Consider the following 18,294-nt stretch of genomic DNA (forward strand, 5'->3'; position numbering starts at 1 on the left):
TTTGGCGCGCGGGTGAATTCAGCGGGTCATGAACTGCTGACCAACCGGTAGCGACTGCCCGGATAGAGAAGGCGCACCGAGGTGACGATCCGCTCCGCCGACCATGTGCGCCGCCGGATCAGCAGGCAGGGCTCCGAGCGCGCAATCGACAAATGCTTGCATTCCCACGGCTGCGGCAGCACCGCTTCGACAAACTGCTCCGTATGCGAGATCGGTGCGATACGTGTCAGATAGGCGTTGGGCGTGATCGACTGGAAGTCCTGCGCCAGGTAGTCGGGCGCCACGGCGGGATTGACGAAGCGATCCTCGAGCTGGATCGGCACCTCGTCCTCGTGATGCAGGATGACGGAGTGAAACGCCGATAACCCGACTTCGATATTCATCGCCTCGGCAAGTTCATGACCGCAGACCTCCGTCTGGGCGAGGATGACCTGTGCGGTATGGACGGAGCCGCGTTCGGTGATCTCGTCGGCGATGTTGCGAACGCCCATGAACGCAGCACTTCGCTTTTTGGTCGCAACGAAAGACCCACGGCCCTGGACCCGAACGATTACACCTTCGCTCGCCAGTTCGCGCAAGGCTCGATTGGCTGTCATCCGGCTGACATTGAGGGTTTCCGCCAGTTCGTTTTCCGAAGGAACGCGGTGATGTGCCGGCCATTCGCCGGTTTCGATCCGTGTCTTGATGTCTGCCTTCAAGCGCTCGTAGAGCGGAATTTCGCGCAGACCTGCAGCCTGAACGGTCTGCTCAATATCGGACATGCTTGGTTTCTCCCGGTAGACCCGTGATGTGCATACAAAATACGCACCGGAATTAAAGCACAAAGTTTTTGCGCGGCCACTTGCCGCTTCGAAAAAACTCTGCCATGTTCCCTATACAACTTGGCAAGGTTACGCAAATGATGGCTTCCCAGAAGCTCCTCTGCAAACAGATATTGCTGCCGCAAGGCTGGGCGTCCGACATTGTCGTGACCATTGCCGCCGACGGCACGATTGCGGGTCTCGAGACAAAGTCCGATGCGGTGTCGCACATCGCAGAGATTGCCGATCCCGTCGTTCCCGCCCTGCAAAACCTGCACTCCCACGCTTTTCAGCGTGCCATGGCCGGACTGGCGGAGCTGGCCGGGTCTACCGACGACAGTTTCTGGACCTGGCGCGACGCCATGTATCGGCTGGTTGGCCGGATGTCGCCGGATGATATCGAGATTGTCGCAACAAAGTTGTATAGTGAACTTCTCAAAGGTGGCTTCGGACACATTGTCGAATTCCATTATTTCCATCATGCTGCGGGCGGCCGTCGCTACGCGAACCCGGCCGAAACCTCGATGCGGATTCTGCGCGCCGCGCAAGGGGCTGGCATCGGCCTGACCCATCTGCCGGTGTTTTATGCCCATGCCGGTTTTGGCGGAACAGAGCCGGGCGAGGGACAGCGTCCCTTCATTCATGGCGTCGACGAGTATCTCGCCTTGCTCGAAGCATTGCGGCCCGATTGCGATGCCATGGGGGCGACGCTCGGGCTGGCGATTCATTCGCTGCGGGCAGCGACGCCGGATGAAATGCGGGCGATCCTCGCAGCCGAAACCACCGGCGGCCCGATCCATATCCATGTCGCCGAGCAGGAGCGTGAGGTCGAGGACTGCCTCGCCTGGAGTGGGCGTCGCCCGGTCGAATACCTTCTCGACGAGATGCCGGTGAGTGAGCGTTGGTGCGCCATCCATGCGACCCACATGACCGCCGATGAGACGGCGCGGCTGGCGCGTTCGGGCGCGGTGGCAGGCCTTTGCCCGGCAACCGAAGCCAATCTCGGCGACGGCATTTTCCCGGCAACGGATTTTGTCAGCCACGCTGGCGTCTTCGGCATCGGCACCGACAGTCATATCGCCACGACGGTGGCGGAAGAATTGCGCTTGCTCGAATATGGCCAGAGACTGCGCGACCGCCGCCGCAATCGTTTGGCAAGCGGCCCGGGCGCTTCCGTCGGTCGAACGCTTTTTGACGCCGCTCTCAAGGGTGGCGCGCAGGCGGCAGGTCTGCGTTCAGGCGGGATTCGCATCGGCGCGCGCGCAGATCTGGTGGTTCTCGATGGCAACAATCCGTTCATCGGGACCGCCACCGGTGATCAGATTCTCGGTCGCTGGCTGTTTGCAACCGGCAACGATGCCGTGCGTGACGTGATGGTGGCCGGTCAGTGGGTCGTTCGCGGCGGACATCATCGCGACGAGGAAGCGATTGATCGTGACTTCCGCAAAGTTCTTCAGAGGCTCGGTTAGAAGATCGACCGAATTTCATTCATCAGCAAATCAAAAAAAGGGGGAATTTCCATGCTGACGACCAAACTCAAATACACACTTCTCGCGACGGCTTTGATGCTGGGCGGTTCGGCCATGGGTGCCAATGCCGCTTCGTATTGCACCGACGGCAAGACCGTCACCTTTGCCGGCATTGATTGGGAAAGCGGCGCGCTGATCACCGAGGTAATGAAGTCGATCCTTTCCAAGGGTTATGACTGCAAGGTGGATTCGATCCCCGGCAATTCGGTGACGCTCGAGCAGGCAACCGCCAACAATGACGTGCAGATCTTTGCCGAGGAATGGATCGGCCGTTCCGACGTCTGGAACAATGCTGCCGCAGCCGGCAAGGTAACCTCGGTCGGCAAGACATTTGTCGGCGCGTCCGAAGGCTGGTTCGTGCCCGAATATCTCGTCAAGGGCGACGAAGCGCGCGGCATCAAGGCCGCAGCCCCGGATCTGAAGAGCGTTTCGCAGCTTTCCGATCCGAAATTCGTTGAACTGTTCAAGGATCCGGAAGAGCCGTCCAAGGGCCGCTTCCTCAATTGCCCGTCGGGCTGGACCTGCGAAGGCGTCAATACCGCCAAGCTCGAATCTTACAAGCTGATGGACACCTATGTGAACTTCCGCCCAGGCACAGGCACGGCATTGGATGCAGCGATCAGTTCGGCCTATCTGCAGGGCGAACCGGTGCTGTTCTACTACTGGAGCCCGACCGCCGTAATGGGCAAGTTCAAGCTGGTCCAGCTTGAAGAGCCGGCATACGATGAAGCCTGCTGGAAGGAACTGACAAGCGCCACCGGCAAGCGTGAAGCCGGTTGCGCCTTCCCGGCAGTCGAGGTTGCCTATGGGGTCAACAGCACCTTTGCCAAGGAAGCGCCGGAGATCATCGACATTCTCGCCAAGGCAACCTTCCCGCTGGAAGAGGTCAATGCGAGCCTCGCCTACATGGTCGACCAGAAGGCTGATGCGGTTGCGGCCGCAAACGAATTCCTCAAGACCAAGGGCGACGTCTGGGGTGCATGGGTTTCCGCCGATGCCAAGGCCAAGATCGAAGCTTCGCTGAAGTGAGTCTGAAGGGGTCGCGCGTTTCCGCGCGCGGCCTCGTCTGCGACCCCGATGCCGGGGTGGCAGCATGGCCAGAGCTCCATTTACTGACCGCCATTCCAAGGACCTGAGCGATGTTTCCTGACGCCTTTCATATCTCCATTCGCGGGCCGATCAACGATGCGGTCCAGGCGCTGGTGGTCAATTACGGCTTCGTCTTCAAGGCGATCTCGCAGACCATCCTGCAGGCTATCCTGTTCATCGAATGGATCGTTCGCGGTCTGCCATGGTGGCTGATGATTCTTGCCTTCATGGCACTGACCTGGCAGGCGACGCGCAAGCCGTTGCTTGTCGCGACCGTTGCCGTCCTGCTGTTTGCCATCGGCGCTCTGGGTCTCTGGGATCTGGCCATGCAGACACTGGCGCTAATGCTGATGGCGACGCTGATTTCGGTGGCGATCGGGGTGCCAGTCGGTATCTGGCTGGCCAAGAGCCGCCTGATGCGCAGCATTACACTCCCTGTTCTCGATGTGATGCAGACCATGCCGAGCTTTGTCTACCTTATTCCCGCGATCATGCTGTTCGGTCTTGGCAAGGTCCCGGCCGTGCTGGCAACAATCGTCTATGCCGTTCCGCCGCTGATCCGCTTGACCGATCTCGGCATCCGCCAGGTCGATGGGGAAGTTGTGGAGGCGGCCACGGCTTTCGGCGGCAGCCCGCGCCAGATCCTGTTCGGTGTCGAATTGCCGCTCGCCACGCCGACGATCATGGCTGGTCTCAACCAGACGATCATGATGGCGCTTTCAATGGTCGTGGTCGCCTCGATGATCGGCGCCCGCGGCCTCGGCGAACAGGTTTTGAACGGCATCCAGACTCTGGATGTCGGCAAGGGATTGGAAGCGGGCCTCGGTATCGTCATCCTCGCCATCGTGCTCGATCGTATCACCCAGGGCTTCGGCCGCTCCAGCCAGGAGGATGGCCAGAATGGCTGAGATTGAAATCCGCAATGTCTACAAGATCTTCGGCCGTAACGCCCAGGAAGCGCTCGTGATGGCGCGCGGGGGTGCTGAGAAGGGTCAGATCCTCGAGCGCACCGGATGTAGCGTCGGTCTGAACGATATCAGCCTGAAAATCGGGGCATCCCGTATCTTTGTCATCATGGGCCTGTCCGGATCGGGCAAGTCGACGCTTGTGCGCCATATCAACCGGCTGATCGAGCCGACCAGTGGCGAGATCCTTGTCGATGGCGGCAACGTGCTTGAACTGGGTGCACGCGATCTGCGCGAATTCCGCACCCGGCGCGTCAGCATGGTGTTCCAGAGCTTCGGCCTGATGCCGCATCGCACCGTGATGCAGAATGTTGTCTACGGCCAGCGTGTCCGTGGACTCAGCAAAGCAGATGCCCATCCCATCGGCATGAAATGGATCGAAACCGTTGGCCTGCTCGGCTACGAGAACAAGTATCCACACCAGCTTTCCGGCGGCATGAAGCAGCGCGTCGGCCTCGCGCGTGCGCTGGCCGCCGACACCGACGTGATCCTGATGGACGAGGCATTTTCGGCGCTCGATCCGCTGATCCGGAGCGATATGCAGGACCAGCTGCTGCAGCTGGAGAAGAACCTGTCGAAGACGATCGTCTTCATCACCCACGATCTCGACGAAGCGCTGCGGATCGGTGCCGAGATCGCGATCCTGAAAGATGGCCGCTTGGTGCAGGTGGGCACGCCGAGCCAGATCCTCAACACGCCGGCGGACGATTATGTTGCCCGTTTCGTACAGCGCCGCGCCGGCGCGGAGGTGGCGCATCATGGCTGACGATATCGTTCTCGATGGAGCATTGCGCTGGAACGACATCGCCTCGGTTGCTGCTGGCGCACCGCTCGCGCTTTCGCAGGCCGCGTGGAGTCGCATCGAAACGGCACGGAGCATCGTCGACGCATTGGTTGAGCGCGAAATCCGCGGCTACGGCATCAATACCGGCGTCGGTGCGCTGTGCGATGTGATCATCAGCCGCGCGGACCAGCAATCCCTGTCCCGAAACATCATCCTCAGCCATGCCTGCGGGGTCGGCGAGCCGCTCGGCAAGGCGGAGACGCGCGCCGTGATGGCTGCGCAGATCGCCAACTTCGCTCATGGCTATTCCGGTGTCAGCCTGCCCGTGGTCGAGACACTGCTGGCGCTCCTCAACGGCGACATGCTGCCCGTTATTCCGTCCAAGGGCTCGGTTGGCTATCTGACCCATGCCGCGGCCATCGGCCTCGTGCTGATCGGTGAGGGAGAATGCCGCCATGGCGGCGCGCTGATCGGCGGGCGCGAAGCACTCGACCGGCTTGGCCTAGCGCCGCTCGTCCTGCAGGCCAAGGAAGGTCTCTGCCTCGTCAACGGCACGCCCTGCGCCACCGGGCTTGGCGCCTTGGCCGTGTCGCGTCTGTCGCATCTGGCCGGTTGGGCCGATGCTGCCGCTGCGATGAGCTATGAGAACCTGGGCGCACAGGCCGATCCCTTCGCGGAAATGCCGCTGGCACTGCGCCACTCGCCCGGACTGCAAGAGGTCGGCCGCAATCTGCGCCATTGGCTTGCCGGCAGCGCGCTTCTGGCGCAATCAGCTGGAAGCCGCACGCAGGATCCGTTGAGCCTGCGCGCCGTGCCGCAGATCCACGGCGCCGTGCGCGATGCCTTGGTGCATGTCGCAGACGTCGTCGATCGTGAACTGGCGAGCGTCACCGACAATCCGGTCGTCGCCGGCTCGCCGGAAGCGCCCGAAGTGCATTCGCAGGCCCATGCGGTGGGGGCGGCCCTCGGTCTTGCCATGGACAGCCTTGCAACCGCTGCCGCGGAACTCGCAGCGATTTCGGAACGGCGGATCGACCGGCTGGTCAATCCGCTGGTCAGCGGCCTGCCGGCCTTTCTCGCCGCGGGAAGCGGCGTCGCCTCCGGCTTCATGATCATCCAGTATACGGCCGCCGCACTCGTCGCTGAAAACCGGCGTCTTGCAGCGCCCGCAAGCCTCGACGGCGGCATCACCTCGGGTTTGCAGGAGGATATCCTGACCCATGCGACGCCGGCCGCCGACAAGGCCCTCGCAATCCTCGGCAATCTGCAGACCATCCTCGCCGTCGAAGTCATGGCAGCAGCCCAGGCCTATGACTTGCAGGCTGGCCCGGCGGACAAGGCGTCTCGGACTGCAGCGCTTTATGGTAAGGTCCGAGAGACGGTCCCTTTCTACCGCGACGACCGGCCACTTAATGTCGAGGTTGCCAAGGTGCGCGCAATGATCGCCGCCATGCCCGTCTCACAGGAAGGGAACGTTTGATGAAGACGCTTCTGCGCAATGCTCGGCTGGCGACGCTGGCGCCTTCGCTGTCTGGCCTCGGCATCATCGACAACGGCGTGATCCTGATCGAAAACGGTCGGATAGCTTATGTCGGTGATGAAAAGGGCTTGCCGGCGACCAGTGGTGCCACGGTCATCGACTGCGAAGACCGGTGGATCACGCCGGGCCTGATCGACTGCCACACGCATCTGGTCCATGCCGGCAACCGTGCGCGCGAATTCGAGATGCGGCTGGCCGGCGCAACCTACGAAGAAATCGCCCGGGCCGGCGGCGGCATCGTCTCGTCCGTGCGCCAGGTTCGTGACGCAAGCGAAGCGGATCTGGTTGCCCAGACCCTGCCGCGCCTCGATACCTTGATGGCGGAAGGCGTGACGACGGTCGAGGTGAAGTCCGGCTATGGCCTGACGGTCGAGGACGAATTGAAGATGCTGCGGGCGGCGCGGAGCCTGGCGTCGCAGCGTCCGGTCAACCTGACGACCACCTATCTCGGCGCTCACGCGACACCGCCCGACTACAAGGGCCGCAACGGCGATTTCATTCGCGACGTGGTCCTGCCCGGTCTGGAAGCAGCCCATGCGCAAGGTCTGGTCGACGCCGTCGATGGCTTCTGCGAGGGCATCGCCTTCTCGGTTGACGAGATGCGCGTGGTTTTCGATGCAGCCAAGGCCCTGGGCCTGCCGGTCAAGCTGCATGCCGACCAGTTGTCCAACCTGCATGGCGCAATGCTTGCAGCAGACTATGGTGCGCTCTCGGCCGATCATCTGGAATATACCGATGATGAAGGCGCGGCGGCCATGACGAGGGCCGGCACGGTCGCGGTGCTGCTGCCCGGCGCCTATTATTTCATCCGCGAAACGAAGAAGCCGCCGGTTGAGCTTTTCCGCAAGCATGCAACGAAGATGGCGCTTGCGACCGATTGCAATCCCGGTACCTCGCCACTGACCTCGCTGCTCTTGACCATGAATATGGGTGCGACGCTGTTTCACCTGACGGTCGAGGAATGCCTGGCGGGCGTCACTCGCGAAGCAGCGCGCGCGCTCGGACGCCTCGATACGCTCGGCACGATCGAGACCGGCAAGCAGGCAGATCTCGCCATCTGGACCATCGAGAGCCCGGCTGAGCTGGTCTATCGCATCGGTTTCAATCCGCTGCATCAGCGGATCTGGAACGGGAAAATTACCGGAGGACATCACCCATGACCATCACGCTTCATCCAGGCCAGGTATCGCTGGCCGAGCTCGCCGATATTTACTGGAACAGCGAAAGCGTGGTGCTCGACCGCAGCTTCGATGCCGGCATCGAACGCGCGGCCGCCCGCATTGCCGAAATCGCCGCTGGCAACGAAGCCGTCTACGGCATCAATACCGGCTTCGGCAAGCTCGCCTCGATCAAGATCGACGCGGCCGACACGGCAACGCTGCAGCGCAATCTGATCCTGTCGCATTGCTGCGGCGTCGGGCAACCGATGCCGGACGCGATCGTCCGCCTGATCATGGCGCTGAAGTTGATCTCGCTCGGTCGCGGCGCGTCCGGTGTGCGGCTCGAACTGGTGCGGTTGATCGAAGGTATGCTGGACAAGGGCGTCACCCCGCTGATCCCGGAAAAGGGCTCGGTTGGAGCATCGGGGGATCTGGCGCCGCTGGCCCATATGGCCGCCGTGATGATGGGCGAGGCGGAAGCCTTCTTTGAGGGTGAGCGTCTGCCCGGCCGTGTGGCACTTGAGCGGGCCGGTCTGACCCCGGTCGTGCTGGCCGCCAAGGAGGGGCTGGCACTGATCAACGGCACGCAGGCCTCGACGGCACTGGCACTGGCGGGCCTTTTCCGCGCCCATCGCGCGGCCCAGGCGGCCCTGATCACCGGCGCGTTGTCGACCGACGCGGCGATGGGCTCTTCCGCGCCTTTCACCGCCGATATTCATACGCTGCGCGGTCACAAGGGCCAGATCGACACCGCTGCTTCCCTCCGCGGCCTGCTCGTAGGATCTGTGATCCGCGAAAGCCATCTGCAGGGCGATGAACGTGTGCAGGACCCCTACTGCATCCGCTGCCAGCCACAGGTCGATGGCGCCTGCCTCGATCTGCTGCGCATGGCTGGCCGCACGCTGGAAATCGAAGCCAATGCGGTGACCGACAATCCGCTGGTCCTCTCCGACAACAGCGTTGTGTCCGGCGGTAATTTCCACGCCGAACCTGTCGCCTTTGCCGCCGACCAGATCGCCATCGCCGTCTGCGAGATCGGCGCGATTGCCCAGCGACGCGTAGCGCTTCTGGTCGATCCGGCTCTGTCCTATGGCCTACCGGCGTTTCTCGCCAAGAAGCCGGGCCTTAACTCGGGCCTGATGATCGCCGAAGTCACCTCGGCTGCGCTGATGAGCGAAAACAAGCAGATGTCGCATCCGGCTTCGGTCGATTCGACCCCGACATCGGCCAATCAGGAAGACCATGTGTCTATGGCCTGCCATGGCGCGCGCCGCCTGCTGCAGATGACGGAGAACCTGTTCTCGATCATCGGCATCGAGGCTCTGACGGCAGCGCAGGGCATCGACTTCCGCGCGCCGCTGACGACCAGCCCGGAACTGCAGAAGGCGATCGCCACGCTGCGCACGGTGGTCGCGACGCTCGACGAAGATCGCTTCATGGCGCCGGATCTCGCTGCGGCCAGTGCTTTGGTGGCGGATGGATCGCTGGTGGCAAGCGTCTCGGATGCCTTGCTGCCGGGATTGGAGGGATGAGCGTGAATGTGTTTGGTTTCTGGCAGATGGTGGAGTCGCGGATATGAAATTTGAAGTCGCCCAGGGCAATTCGCCCGTCATTCTCGCATTTCCGCACACTGGAACAGAGGTGCCGCCCGATATCTGGGCCCGCCTGAACGACAACGGCCGCATGCTGGCCGATACCGACTGGCATATCCATCAACTCTATGCCGGTCTCCTTCCCAATGTCACGACGGTGCGCGCCACCTTCCATCGTTATGTCATCGACGCCAATCGCGATCCGGCCGGAACCAGCCTATACCCCGGTCAGAATACCACCGGACTTGTGCCGGGGACGGATTTCGACGGGGCGCCGATCTGGGCCGAAGGCGAAGAGCCGTCAGCATCCGATGTGGAGCATCGGTTGAAAACCTTCCACGCGCCCTATCACGCTGCCCTGTCGGCCGAGATCGAACGGGTCAAGGCGATCCACGGCGTGGTTGTTCTCTACGACTGCCACTCGATCCGCTCGCATATACCCTTCCTCTTCGAAGGTCGTTTGCCGGACTTGAATATCGGCACGGACATGGGCCGCACCTGCGATCCTCGCATCGAGGCTGCCGCAGTGGATGTTGCGCGCGCAGCCAAAGACTACACGGCGATCCTCAACGGTCGCTTCAAGGGTGGCTGGACCGTCCGCCACTACGGGCAGCCGCTCGATGGCATTCATGCGATCCAGATGGAGCTATCGCAAACATCACACCTCGCCACCGAAGAGCCGCCCTTTGCCTATGACGAAGAGAAGGCCGGGCGGCTGCGCATTCACCTGAGCCAGATCCTGGCACGCATCGAAGCCGTTGCGGATCAACTGAAGACCAAGGGGAACTGAGATGACCAATCCACGCCACAACATCCGCGACGTGCGTTCGCCGCGCGGAACCGAGCTCAACGCGAAGAGCTGGATGACCGAAGCGCCTCTGCGCATGCTGATGAACAATCTCGATCCCGATGTCGCGGAAAATCCGCATGAACTGGTGGTCTATGGTGGCATCGGCCGTGCCGCTCGCACCTGGGAGGATTTTGACCGCATCGTCGCGACGCTGAAGACACTGACCGAGGAAGAGACCCTCGTCGTGCAGTCCGGCAAGCCGGTTGGCGTGTTCCGCACCCACAAGGATGCACCGCGCGTTCTGATTGCCAACTCCAACCTCGTGCCGCATTGGGCGACCTGGGATCATTTCAATGAACTGGATAAGAAGGGTCTCGCCATGTACGGCCAGATGACTGCCGGTTCGTGGATCTATATCGGCACTCAGGGCATCGTTCAGGGTACCTATGAGACCTTCGTCGAAGCGGGTCGCCAGCATTACGGTGGCAACCTCACGGGCAAGTGGATCCTGACCGGTGGCCTTGGCGGCATGGGCGGCGCCCAGCCGCTTGCCGCCGTCATGGCCGGCGCCTGCTGCCTCGCCGTCGAAAGCGACGAGACCCGCATCGATTTCCGCCTGCGCACCCGTTACGTCGATGAAAAGGCAAAGACGCTCGACGAAGCACTGGCAATGATCGACCGGTGGACCAAGGCCGGTGAAGCCAAGTCCGTCGGCCTGCTTGGCAATGCCGCAGAGGTCTTCCCGGAACTGGTCAAGCGTATGCAGGCCGGTGGCCCGCGTCCCGACATCGTCACCGACCAGACGTCTGCCCATGATCCGCTCAATGGCTATCTGCCGATCGGCTGGACGGTGGCCGAACACAAGGCTAAGCGCGAAAGCGATCCGAAGGCCGTAGAAGTTGCCGCGCGCGCCTCTATGAAGAGCCATGTCGAAGCCATGGTCGCCTTCTGGGATGCGGGCGTGCCGACGCTCGACTATGGCAACAATATCCGCCAGGTCGCCAAGGAAGAAGGTCTCGAAAATGCCTTTGCCTTCCCGGGCTTTGTGCCGGCCTATATCCGCCCGCTGTTTTGCCGCGGCATCGGCCCGTTCCGCTGGGCGGCGCTGTCCGGCGATCCGGAAGACATCTACAAGACCGATGCCAAGGTCAAGGAACTGACGCCCGGCAACACGCATCTGCACAACTGGCTGGACATGGCGCGCGAGCGCATCGCCTTCCAGGGCCTGCCGGCGCGCATCTGCTGGGTCGGTCTCGGCGATCGCCATCGCCTGGCGCTCGCCTTCAACGAGATGGTCAAGAGTGGTGAACTGAGCGCCCCGGTCGTCATCGGTCGTGACCATTTGGATTCGGGCTCGGTTGCCTCGCCGAACCGCGAGACGGAAGCGATGAAGGACGGTTCTGATGCCGTCTCCGACTGGCCGCTGCTGAACGCCCTGCTGAACACGGCCTCGGGCGCCACCTGGGTCTCGCTGCATCACGGTGGCGGGGTCGGCATGGGCTTTTCCCAGCATTCCGGCGTGGTGATCTGCGCTGATGGCTCCGACGATGCGGCAAAGCGGCTTGAGCGGGTGCTGTGGAACGACCCGGCGACCGGTGTCATGCGCCACGCCGATGCGGGCTACGAGATCGCACTCGATTGCGCCAAGGAAAAGGGCCTGCGGCTGCCGGGCATCCTCGGCAATTGAGTGAATGAATAGTGGCGCCGCAACGGCGGCGCCATCTCCATCCGAGAGGAATCGCAATGCCGTCACCCGTCCTGCTGAAACCGTCCGACTATCGCCGCATGCCATGGAAAAACGGTCTGGGTGAAACGATCGAGATCGCCGTTTTTCCGCCAGATGCCGGCATCGGCGATTTCGACTGGCGGATCAGCATGGCGACCGTTGCGACCGATGGCCCGTTCTCGCTGTTTCCGGAGATCGAGCGCACATTGTCGGTACTGTCGGGCGACGGGCTCACCCTGCACCGTGCCGACGGCACCAAGCAGGAGCTGGTGGTCGACAGCACGCCCTACGCTTTTCCGGCTGACGAACAGGTCAGCGCGACATTGGTCGACAGCGCGATTACCGATCTCAATGTCATGACCCGGCGCGGCCGGTTCGATCACGGCGTCGAAAGGCTTCACCTCGACGGCAGCGTGGCAATGCCGGCCAGGGAGAATCCCGTCATTGTTTTCTGCCTGACAGGACAAGCCAGTCTGGGGGAGGGTGCCGGATCGATAGCGCTCGGCACAGGCGAGAGCCTATTGTTCGGCGATGCCATGCCGTCCAGCATTCTCACCGGACATGGCATCTTCTTCATCATCGAAATCATCGCGAGCCGCAGCGCCTGATCCGCAGGTGGATCCGGCGCATGGCCGCTTTGCTCAGTTTGCTGCGGCGTTGGCACCAGCAAATGCTGCAAATGCCGCGACAAAATCCGCCAGCCGCTTGGCGATTGCCGCGTCGATCAGCTGGCCGTCTCCGTCAAACACGCTGCCCGCCTTTGGCACCATCAGGCGTTTTTCGGAAAAGGTGCGCGCGCCGAGCGTATGCAGCACGGTGAGCCAGGCATTCTGGCTGAGTTGGGTGCCGAAATTGCCAGGCGAGGCGCCGGCAATGGCGAAGGGCCTGCCGCCGAACACTTTGGCGATGTCGTTCGAGGGGCGCGACAGCCAGTCGATCGCATTCTTGAACACGCCGGGAATCGAGTTGTTGTATTCGGGGGTAAACAGGATGACGCCGTCGGCCGATGCGATCAGGGTCTTCAAGTCCTCGACCGCTGCCGGAATACCCTCTGAGGCCTCCAGATCGCCGTCATAGAGGGGAATGCCGCGAATGCTGCCCGCCACAAGGCTGCAGCCTTCGCCCTGATTGGCAATTGCCGCATTCAGGAGCGCAGTGTTGAACGAACCTCGACGAAGGCTGCCGGATATTCCAACCAGTTTGACCACGGGTCTCTCCCTGTCTGTTTCGATCATTTGCGACGAAGCTAGAAGAAGTGACAGCCCGCGGCAAGGAGCGCGGCCATGGGTGGTGAGATCCGCGCTCGTGCGTCGATCACACCATGTGGACCAGAGAGTGGTAGGCGATACCTGTGCAGGGAATGAAGCCTTGTCCTCGCGGAGATGGGCATCAGGCGCCGGATGGGATCCGGAAAATCAGCCGTTGAGGCATCTGGCGTCAGGCGATGCCTGCCGCCCGCCAAGATGCCAAACAATTTTTTGGCATCTCTGTTTTCATCATTTCAATAACTGCGATCAGGCGCAGTCGGCTTTAGCGCTTGAACGCGCCAGGAAAAGTAGCGGGCTCGATACCGAGCGTGCGCAGATCGCGGTCATGCGGGCGGCGGTGGCCTTCGACGGCAGCGGCGGCGGCAGAGGCAGCGCCGAGCATAGCAAAAGCGCGACCGAAGAAATTCGAATGCTTGCTGTTGCGGATGGACATGGGAGTAACTCTCTTTCTCGTTCATTAGACAGGCATAAAGTGGTCCCTCGGTCCTTGTTTTGCAATGCACAATAGATCAGGTCAGCTATGCAAAACAATGAGGCCGGACTTGCGTCCGGCCTCATCACTGTTCAAAATTTGCATAGGTTTTAGCTTAGTCTTCGTTGGCCGCCAGCTGTGCAAGAACCTGGCCGCGACCGCGTGCCCGCAGCACCAGCGGTACGATCAGGGCCGCTGCGGCAATCGCCAGCAGGACGGCGGCAATCGGCGAAGTGACCAGCACTGTCCAGTCACCCTGGCTGATGGCCAGAGCCCGGCGCAGCTGCTGCTCGGCCAGCGGTCCAAGGATCAGACCGACCACGACCGGCGCGATCGGATAGCCGAACACCCGCATGATGTAGCCCATGACGCCGAAGGCCAGCAGCATGCCGAGCTCGAAGACCGATGGGTTGGCGCCGATCGTGCCGAGCGTGGCAAACAGCAGGATTCCGGCATAGAGCCAGGGCTTGGGGATCGTCAGCAGGCGAACCCAGAGTCCGATCAGCGGCAGATTGAGCACCAGCAGCATGAAATTGGCGATCAACAGGCTGGCGATAAGGCCCCAGACCAGCTGTGGATTGGTGACGAACAGCAGGGGCCCGGGCTGCAGGCCATACTGCTGGAAGCCGGCGAGCATGATCGCGGCCGTGGCCGTTGTCGGCAGGCCGAGCGTCAGCAGCGGCACCAGCGTACCGGCAGCCGATGCATTGTTGGCAGCCTCGGGACCGGCCACACCTTCGATGGCACCGTTGCCGAACTCTTCCGGATGTTTGGTCAGGCGTTTTTCGGCCGCGTAGGACAGGAATGTGCCGATCTCTGCGCCGCCGGCCGGCATGGCACCGATCGGAAAGCCGATAAAGGTACCACGAAGCCACGGCTTCCACGAGCGTGCCCAGTCGGCCTTGGTCATCCACAGCGAGCCTTTGACGGCCTCGATCGTTTCGGGTCCGCGGTTGCCTTGTGCTGCGATGAAGAGCGTCTCGCCGATGGCGAACATCGCAACGGCCAGCGTCGTGACCTCGATGCCGTCGAGCAGATCGGGAACACCGAAGCTGAGGCGGGTCTGGCCGGTCAACTGGTCGATGCCGATCATCGCAAGCGCAAAGCCGATGAACAGCGACGTCAGGCCGCGCAGGGTGCTGTCGCCGAAGGCCGACGAGACGGTGATGAAGGCGAGCACCATCAGTGCGAAATATTCGCGGGGTCCGAAAACCAGCGCCAGCTTGACGATATAGGGCGCGATGAAGGCAAGGCCGATGGTGGCGATCAGGCCGGCAACGAACGAGCCTATGGCGGCTGTCGCCAGCGCCGGCCCGCCGCGCCCGGCGCGCGCCATCTTGTTGCCCTCGAGCGCCGTCACGATCGAGGCGCTTTCGCCCGGCGTGTTGAGCAGGATCGAGGTCGTCGAACCGCCATACATGCCGCCGTAGTAGATGCCGGCAAACATGATCAGCGAGCCAGCGGGGTCGAGCTTGTAGGTCACCGGTAGCAGTAACGCGACGGTGAGGGCAGGGCCGATGCCTGGAAGCACGCCGACCGCAGTGCCGAGCGTCACGCCGATCAGGGCATAGAACAGGTTGATCGGCTGAAACGCGATCACCAGTCCCTGCAGGAGGAATTCAAAGGTGCTCATGGCAGTCGACCCTCAGAGAAACAGGCGTTCGATCGGTCCGGCCGGCAGCGAGAGCTGCAGCAGCCGGGCGAAGATCAGCCAGACGAAAAAGGACAGCACGATACCGACGGGTATCGAAACCCAGAGCTTGCGCCGCCCGAAGGCATAGGCGGTGGCGGCAAACAGCAGTCCCGTTGCGATCGAAAAACCGGCTGTCTTGAGCAGCAGCATCTGCGCCGCCAATCCACCGATGATCCAGATGACCGGGCCGATTTCCTGGTGTTCGCGTTCGGGAAAGTCCCGACGCAGCGCGGCAAAGACCGTCCAGACGGCAAGCCCGAGCAGGCCGAAGGCGACGACATAGGGAACCGTGGCCGGTCCGACCGGCGAATAGGCGGTCAGCGCTGCCAGATGCGCGGCATCCCAAAGGATAACGCCCGCGATTAGCGCCAGAACGGCTGCCACGCCAAGCGCCGCCCCATCGGGGCGGCGCGGCGAGGTTTCGGGGAGGTTGCTCCCGCTCATTTCACCAATCCGATGTCTTTCAGGACGGTTTCCGTGGCGGCAACATCCTTGGCCAGCTGTTCATCAAAGGCGGAGCCTGCCAGGTAGGTGTCCTGCCAGCCCTTGGTCTTCAGCGTCTCCTGCCAGCCGGCCGACTTGACCAGCTTTTCGATGTCGGCCGAAACAGCTGCCTTCTGTTCTTCCGAAAGACCCGGAGCCGCGGCAATCATACGCCAGTTTTCAACCACGACGTCGAGGCCGGATTCTTTCAGGGTCGGGCCGTCGACATTCGGCAGGCGCTCGGCGCTGGAGATGGCAAGCAGGCGCAGCGTGCCGGACTTCACCTGGGATTCGAACTCGCCGTAACCGGAAATGCCGGCCGAAACCTGGCTGCCGAGAATGGCCGCAAGCGCTTCGCCGCCGCCTGAAAACGCGATGTAGTTGATCTTGGTCGGATCAACGCCAGCCGCCTTGGCGATCAGGCCAACAGCGATATGGTCCGTGCCGCCGGCCGAGCCGCCGCCCCAGGAAACCGCACCCGGATCCTTTTTCAACGCTTCGACGAGGTCGCCCATGGTCTGGAAGGGGGAGGAAGCCGGAACGACGATCGCCTCGTATTCGCCGGTCAGGCGCGCGATCGGGGTGACGTCCTTCAGGGTGACGGGCGACTTGTTGGTCAGGATGGCGCCGACCATGACATAGCCGCCGACGATCAGGGAGTTCGGATTGCCGGCCGCCTGGCTGGCAAACTGGGCTAGACCGATCGTGCCGCCGGCGCCAGGAACGTTCTGGACCTGCACGTTGCCGGAAATGCCTTCCTGCTGCATAACGGTCTGGATGGAGCGGGCCGTCTGGTCCCAGCCGCCGCCGGGATTGGCGGGTGCGATGATGGTGTAGTCGGCAGCGAATGCCGGCAGCGACATGGCGCCGGCGATCAGCGATGCGAGAAACAGTTTCTTCAAGGTGGTGTCCTCCGTTGTCGCGTCTTTGACGCGTTTAAAACTCATCGGGAGAGACTGGGGCAACACGCAGCAATCGCCGTCAAAGGCTGTGCGTGTGCAAAGGGGTTCCTCCCGAACCGTTCCACTCATCCGCCTCCACGGATGATGGTGAACACTATGCACCACATGAAGCTGTCAGCAACCTGTCATGGCCGCGCAAGGATGGAAATCGTCACTCGGAGGACATCCGTCTTCAAATTGCAAAAGGACGCGCCTGGCTGGCGCGACTGTCAGCGGTGGCCAGGCAGTCGCGGCAGCAGGATGGTCAGCAGGCCCAGAAGCGGCAGGTAGGAGCAGATCCGATAGACGAATTCGATGCCCTCGCGATCCGCAAAGACGCCGAGCACGGCGGCCCCGATGCCGCCGAAACCGAAGGCAAAACCGAAGAACATCCCGGCGATCAGGCCGACACGGCCGGGCACCAGTTCCTGGGCAAAGACCACGATGGCCGAGAAGGCGGACGAGAAGATGAAGCCGATCAGCACAACCAGCACGGAGGTCCAGAACAGGTTGGCATAGGGCAGCAGCAGGGCGAAGGGGATGACGCCGAGGATCGAGAACCAGATCACGATACGCGCGCCGAACCGGTCGCCGATCGGACCACCGAGAAAGACGCCAGCCGCCGAGGCGCCGAGGAACAGGAACAGCAGCAACTGGGCATCCTGAACCGAGACGCCGAATTTCTCGATGGTGAAGAAGGTGAAATAGCTCGACAGGCTGGCCAGATAGGCATTCTTCGTTGCCGTCAGCACGACAAGGACGACAAGCGTCATCATGACCTTGTTGCGCGGCAGCGGCAAGGCGCGGCTGGCGGGCGCGCGGCCGGCCGTGCTGCGGCGATGACGCGTGTACCAGACGCTGACCCAGGACAGCACGGCAAAGCCGACGAGCGCGATCACGGTAAACCCGCTGAGGCTCGTCTGTCCGCGCGGAATGACGATGAAGGCAGCCAAAAGAGGCCCGATTGCCGTTCCCGTATTGCCGCCAACCTGAAACAGCGACTGGGCAAAGCCATGCCGCCCGCCGGACGCGAGGCGTGCGACGCGCGAGGCTTCGGGATGGAAGATCGCCGAGCCGATCCCGATCAGGCATGCGCCGATGATCAGCACGTAGAATTCATGCGCATAGGCGAGGGTGAACAGGCCGGCGCAGGTCGACAACATGGCGGCCGGGAGCGAAAATGGCATGGGCCAGCGATCGGTCACCACGCCGACGGCCGGCTGCAGCAGCGATGCCGTCACCTGGAACGCGAAGGTCAGCAGGCCGATCTGCACAAAATCGAGGGCATAATTGGCCTTGAGCAAAGGATAGAGCGAGGTCAGCAGCGACTGCATGATGTCGTTCAGCATGTGGCAGAAACTGGCAGCGACAATGATGGAATAGGCGGTTCGTTGCGCGTCATGTCCGCCGGTTGCCGTTACGCTTGCCATATCCATATCCTCTTGGTCGCCGGGTCAGCCGG

General features: G+C 62.3%; 17 protein-coding genes. 10 read left to right on the top strand and 7 right to left on the bottom strand.

All coding sequences use genetic code 11. The features are described 5' to 3' along the window. Positions 1 to 26: 26 nt before the first annotated feature. The gene (gene hutC / locus LQ231_RS04030; RefSeq protein ID WP_113139549.1) at positions 27 to 761 is read right to left on the bottom strand and encodes a histidine utilization repressor; all 735 of its coding nucleotides are present in this window, start codon (positions 759 to 761) and stop codon (positions 27 to 29) included. A gap of 137 nt (positions 762 to 898) precedes the next feature. On the opposite strand from hutC, the gene hutF reads away from it, so the two are divergent. The 10 genes from hutF to LQ231_RS04080 all read left to right on the top strand — a co-directional run bounded on the left by hutF (position 899) and on the right by LQ231_RS04080 (position 12,583). Then, complete coding sequence (gene hutF / locus LQ231_RS04035; protein WP_230170382.1) at positions 899 to 2,269, top strand: formimidoylglutamate deiminase; 1,371 nt, start codon at positions 899 to 901, stop codon at positions 2,267 to 2,269. Positions 2,270 to 2,320: 51 nt separating this feature from the next. After that, entirely contained in the window at positions 2,321 to 3,358 is a 1,038-nt protein-coding gene (locus tag LQ231_RS04040; protein WP_230170383.1) for an ABC transporter substrate-binding protein, read from the top strand. Between the two features lie 110 nt (positions 3,359 to 3,468). Then, positions 3,469 to 4,326 (top strand): proline/glycine betaine ABC transporter permease, encoded by an 858-nt coding sequence (locus LQ231_RS04045; protein ID WP_113139546.1) that lies wholly within the window; start codon positions 3,469 to 3,471, stop codon positions 4,324 to 4,326. Next, positions 4,319 to 5,149 carry a glycine betaine/L-proline ABC transporter ATP-binding protein gene (locus LQ231_RS04050; protein ID WP_230170384.1) on the top strand — a complete coding sequence of 277 codons (831 nt, stop codon included), beginning with the start codon at positions 4,319 to 4,321 and terminating at the stop codon, positions 5,147 to 5,149. The genes LQ231_RS04045 and LQ231_RS04050 overlap by 8 nt, the downstream gene beginning before the upstream one ends. Next, positions 5,142 to 6,647 carry a histidine ammonia-lyase gene (hutH, locus tag LQ231_RS04055; RefSeq protein ID WP_230170385.1) on the top strand — a complete coding sequence of 502 codons (1,506 nt, stop codon included), beginning with the start codon at positions 5,142 to 5,144 and terminating at the stop codon, positions 6,645 to 6,647. The genes LQ231_RS04050 and hutH (LQ231_RS04055) overlap by 8 nt, the downstream gene beginning before the upstream one ends. Continuing rightward, entirely contained in the window at positions 6,647 to 7,867 is a 1,221-nt protein-coding gene (gene hutI, locus LQ231_RS04060; protein ID WP_230170386.1) for an imidazolonepropionase, read from the top strand. Before hutH (LQ231_RS04055) ends, hutI begins: the two co-directional genes overlap by 1 nt. Then, the gene (gene hutH, locus LQ231_RS04065; protein WP_230170387.1) at positions 7,864 to 9,399 is read left to right on the top strand and encodes a histidine ammonia-lyase; all 1,536 of its coding nucleotides are present in this window, start codon (positions 7,864 to 7,866) and stop codon (positions 9,397 to 9,399) included. Before hutI ends, hutH (LQ231_RS04065) begins: the two co-directional genes overlap by 4 nt. A 43-nt stretch (positions 9,400 to 9,442) precedes the next feature. Further along, positions 9,443 to 10,249, top strand: a complete 807-nt coding sequence (gene hutG, locus LQ231_RS04070; RefSeq protein WP_230170388.1) for an N-formylglutamate deformylase — start codon at positions 9,443 to 9,445, stop codon at positions 10,247 to 10,249. Position 10,250: 1 nt separating this feature from the next. Next, positions 10,251 to 11,936 (top strand): urocanate hydratase, encoded by a 1,686-nt coding sequence (gene hutU / locus LQ231_RS04075; RefSeq protein ID WP_230170389.1) that lies wholly within the window; start codon positions 10,251 to 10,253, stop codon positions 11,934 to 11,936. Between the two features lie 56 nt (positions 11,937 to 11,992). Then, positions 11,993 to 12,583 carry a HutD family protein gene (locus LQ231_RS04080; RefSeq protein WP_230170390.1) on the top strand — a complete coding sequence of 197 codons (591 nt, stop codon included), beginning with the start codon at positions 11,993 to 11,995 and terminating at the stop codon, positions 12,581 to 12,583. Positions 12,584 to 12,616: 33 nt separating this feature from the next. Here LQ231_RS04080 and LQ231_RS04085 read toward each other — a convergent pair whose 3' ends face one another. The 6 genes from LQ231_RS04085 to LQ231_RS04110 all read right to left on the bottom strand — a co-directional run bounded on the left by LQ231_RS04085 (position 12,617) and on the right by LQ231_RS04110 (position 18,262). Then, positions 12,617 to 13,183, bottom strand: a complete 567-nt coding sequence (locus LQ231_RS04085) for an NADPH-dependent FMN reductase (RefSeq protein WP_230170391.1) — start codon at positions 13,181 to 13,183, stop codon at positions 12,617 to 12,619. Positions 13,184 to 13,505: 322 nt separating this feature from the next. Next, a complete protein-coding gene (locus LQ231_RS04090; RefSeq protein ID WP_230170392.1) occupies positions 13,506 to 13,676 on the bottom strand; it encodes a hypothetical protein in 171 nt (56 codons plus the stop codon). 154 nt (positions 13,677 to 13,830) lie between these two features. Continuing rightward, positions 13,831 to 15,348 (bottom strand): tripartite tricarboxylate transporter permease, encoded by a 1,518-nt coding sequence (locus LQ231_RS04095; RefSeq protein WP_230170393.1) that lies wholly within the window; start codon positions 15,346 to 15,348, stop codon positions 13,831 to 13,833. Between the two features lie 12 nt (positions 15,349 to 15,360). After that, on the bottom strand, positions 15,361 to 15,852 hold the full coding sequence (locus tag LQ231_RS04100; RefSeq protein ID WP_230170394.1) for a tripartite tricarboxylate transporter TctB family protein: 492 nt from the start codon (positions 15,850 to 15,852) through the stop codon (positions 15,361 to 15,363). Beyond that, the gene (locus LQ231_RS04105) at positions 15,849 to 16,793 is read right to left on the bottom strand and encodes a tripartite tricarboxylate transporter substrate binding protein (RefSeq protein ID WP_113139645.1); all 945 of its coding nucleotides are present in this window, start codon (positions 16,791 to 16,793) and stop codon (positions 15,849 to 15,851) included. Before LQ231_RS04105 ends, LQ231_RS04100 begins: the two co-directional genes overlap by 4 nt. Positions 16,794 to 17,062: 269 nt before the next feature. Next, on the bottom strand, positions 17,063 to 18,262 hold the full coding sequence (locus tag LQ231_RS04110; RefSeq protein WP_230170395.1) for an MFS transporter: 1,200 nt from the start codon (positions 18,260 to 18,262) through the stop codon (positions 17,063 to 17,065). Between the last annotated feature and the right edge of the window lie 32 nt (positions 18,263 to 18,294).

Origin of the sequence: Rhizobium sp. CECT 9324, from assembly GCF_918741265.1 — a bacterium.
In the GTDB taxonomy this organism is placed as follows: domain Bacteria; phylum Pseudomonadota; class Alphaproteobacteria; order Rhizobiales; family Rhizobiaceae; genus Allorhizobium.